Genomic DNA, 3402 nt, shown 5'->3' on the forward strand with positions numbered 1-3402 from the left:
GCCTGTCCCTGTGGTCTGTAATATCAGCCAGATGTTGAATTGGATCGTCGTTGACCAAATGGGTCGCGTACAAGCGACCGAGGCAGGAGAACGCATATTGAACTTGCGTAGCTATCAAAATCAGCTTCGGCAAGCGATTTTGGACTACATTGAGGTAGAAAAGCCCGCTTGGATTCAAAGCGTCACCTATGGTCGCAAGCGTGTTTTGAAGTTTTTGGGTCTACACCTAGAACAGGTTTTCGGGGAAGCAGGCCTGGTAGATGGTGTGGATCCAGACATCGTTGCTTTCTGGGATGTCTTGGCGGCAGCTGCTCGCGGTCGAAAAAATGACCAAGCAACCACAATTGGAAGGCGAGGGGAGCGTTTGTCGTTCGAGTTCGAGGCCAAACGAACAGGACGATGCCCGATCTGGATTGCGATCGATAACAACGCTGACGGGTATGACGTGTTGTCAGTAGTAGATCGACAGGATCACAGAAAGCTTTCAATCGAAGTGAAGACATCTACCATGGGCCTGTCTGGTTCAATGCATATTACGCGTAATGAATGGAACCGAGCGTTAGAAGTAGAAAACCATCTTTTCCACCTCTGGTCATTGCGAGATGGTGAAGAGCCAAAATTGGCAAGGGTTCTGCCAGGACAACTGGCTGTACACATGCCGACCGATTCTGGAAAGGGTAAGTGGGAGACTGTTGAAATCCCATTCCGTCCATTCGCGGACAACCTGTTACCACCAATGTAAGTTACGTGGCCGCAAATTGAACCCAAAGGGCACCCGGATCTGGCCACTTGTAGTCGTTTGAGAATAAACGGAATCAGCAATAATTCCAGTTAAGGCTTCAATTCCGCTCCGCCATCAACATCACTGCTCCATTTTCTTAAAGATCAAAACCAACTTGCCTACATCTGTTGCAGGGTTGACGCTACCCGTCACTGCGCAATGCCTGCACAACTGATCGGCATTGTCGATGGCATCATCCAACTTGCCTTTCAACTGGGCATAGATACCTTTTTGGCCTTTCCCGTATTTTCCGAATCCCGGCTTGGTCTTCAGAGCAGCCACCACCTGGTCGCCCACCGACTTTTTACCGGCGGGATGAAACGGCTGGCTTGTGTAGCCAAAATGAAGTAGCAACCACACTTCAAAACATGGCGTGGATGTGATGGCGACCAATGGCTTCTTTGCGGCACTCAAATCCTTGGTGCGCTGCACGGCAGTATCAAAGGTAGTGTGCCTGTCCCGGTCAAACACGCAATACACTGTGTCATACGCATCACCACTCGCCGCATCGTCCTCATACAAAACCAAGGCATGTGCCACTACACGATCTGGTGAACCACCATCATTCGGCGCTATGCGAACTACTTGCGGGTGGATGCGCAGGTCATCCAACAATTCACGAAAGTAATGCGGCTCTGTTTTGGTGCCCTCACACACGATAAGGTATCGCTTGTTCTGCGCTCGTTCGTGCCTTTCCCGCTGCAGCGCGGCGCCCTCACGCGCCTTTCGCTTACGGAACAAGTCATCAGACCCCATAAAAGTCCAAGTCTTTCAAGAACGGAATGCCGCCATAACGGCCATTTAGATAGCCACGCTCCACGGCTTCGTTATCGCGCGGACTGAAGTCCGACAATGGATACAACCGGGTGGCGCTCTTCGCATTTTTTTCCATGAACCACACCTGATCACGGCGCAGCAACTTTTGGCTCAGCAAGGTCGTGTCATGTGTCGTGAAAATGAGCTGCGCCTTGGTACCATCATGGTGCAAACGCCTCACCAAGTGATGCACCAGCAGCGGGTGCAGACTGGTATCCAACTCGTCCACAACCAAGACTCGTTCGTTTTCGATTACATCCAGCCAAGGGCCTGCAAAAGCAAACAGAGCGCGTGTGCCATCAGACTCTTCCTCTTCTTCAAACTCAACGGACTCTTGAGTATCCACATCACGATGGAAGAAGCGTGGTTCGATAAACTTTCGGCCTGCCATGTCTTTCAAAAAATCGTCCTTGATGGAGGCGAGCATCACCTTAGGCAAAGCATCAACCGAAAACACTCTCTCTTTGAGTTGGATGTCTGCAATAGAAAGGTCCGCCGAGTTCATGAACTCTACAACCCGCTTGCGATCTTCGTTCTTGCCACAGCGTTGCACTGTGTAGCCAGGGCTAAAACCCCGCATGGAATCAAACACCTGCAAGCGCAACTTGAACCAGTCAAACGCTGGCTTCAATTGCTCGTTATTCAGTTGAATCGCCGTAGAAAAGAAAAGCGCATTTTGGCGCGTTTGCGCAGCCCAGGTCTGGCGTTGCCGCCCCCCAAGAAAAGAAGTGCTGAACTTGTAAGCGTCTTTTCCGACTTCGGCATCAAAGACCCGGTGAAACCATTTCTGTGCCCGGCCCAGCGGATAGGCAATGAGCCATTCCTCGGTAAAACGCTCGCGATTGCAGCAGAAGCCATATTCGTAGCGCTCACCTTGCTCCACAAAGGTGACTTCAAACTCACTATCCGCCGCGCGCGAATCTGCCGTCAGCTTGAAGGGTGCCACATCAATCGCGTCTCCCGCTTGACTCTCCTTTTGTGAATTGAGTACCTGCCATTTTACAAACTTCAGGGCCTGAATCAAGGTGCTCTTACCTGACGCATTGGGGCCGTAAAGCACCGTAGAACGTAGCAAACGGGGCACGCCATCGTTCTGGTTAGGCATGAAGGTATTCGGCGCCTCCAACTCTTTAAAGTAAGTGGAAGCAGCCATATTGAGCGTCTGACGCTCCAGGATAGACCGGAAATTGGTAACCGAAAATTCGATAAGCATGACGGGATAATACACACTATCGCAACTTTTTTACGCAATAAGTGCAAAAAATGTTGTATGTTTTATTTTTAAGCTAACTTAACAAACGAGGCCAACCGACAAACTCCATCCTGAACTGTTCAAAATAAGCCACTAAGGAATGCTCGCTTCCTGGAGTTCGGTCACGCTTTGTTTAACAACCTTTTTGGGCACGTTGCGTGAGTCAACGAAGGGTGCGTTTACACAAACGACAGAAAAGTCTCATAGGATTTTCCGTAAAGCCTTGTTCTGCTTGGGTTTTTGTCGAATTTCGATCTCCCAAATTTAGCCCGGTTTTCAGGGTTGATTTTTGGGAAGCGCCAAACCAATAAAAATACAGACACCTAGCCTGTACGAAACCGATCGTCAATCAACACTATCGATCACTCAGGTATCAGAGGCACCCGGAAAGCCTTAACGTACGATTTTTTCCGTTTCGTGAGCTGACCCCAACTCCATCCTGTGACGTTCATAAAATACGTATTTGCGTGTTACTATAAGGACGTATAAAAGGATAACCGTATATGCGTACTTTGGTAATTGCAAGTCAAAAAGGTGGTGTTGGGAAGACCAC

General features: G+C 49.6%; 3 protein-coding genes. 1 reads left to right on the top strand and 2 read right to left on the bottom strand.

The window, feature by feature from the left end; all coding sequences use genetic code 11:
* A partial coding sequence (locus tag ACOYNV_RS26770; RefSeq protein WP_422902867.1) for a protein NO VEIN domain-containing protein occupies positions 1-742 on the top strand: 742 nt, incomplete at its 5' end.
* 120 nt (positions 743-862) lie between these two features.
* Here the strand turns inward: ACOYNV_RS26770 and ACOYNV_RS26775 are convergent.
* Together ACOYNV_RS26775 and ACOYNV_RS26780 are read right to left on the bottom strand one after the other, a co-directional pair.
* A complete protein-coding gene (locus ACOYNV_RS26775) occupies positions 863-1537 on the bottom strand; it encodes an RloB family protein (protein ID WP_422902868.1) in 675 nt (224 codons plus the stop codon).
* Positions 1527-2810 (bottom strand): AAA family ATPase, encoded by a 1284-nt coding sequence (locus ACOYNV_RS26780; RefSeq protein WP_422902869.1) that lies wholly within the window; start codon positions 2808-2810, stop codon positions 1527-1529. Before ACOYNV_RS26780 ends, ACOYNV_RS26775 begins: the two co-directional genes overlap by 11 nt.
* Positions 2811-3402: the final 592 nt, after the last annotated feature.

This window comes from Propionivibrio sp. (assembly GCF_049316945.1).
GTDB lineage: Bacteria > Pseudomonadota > Gammaproteobacteria > Burkholderiales > Rhodocyclaceae > Propionivibrio.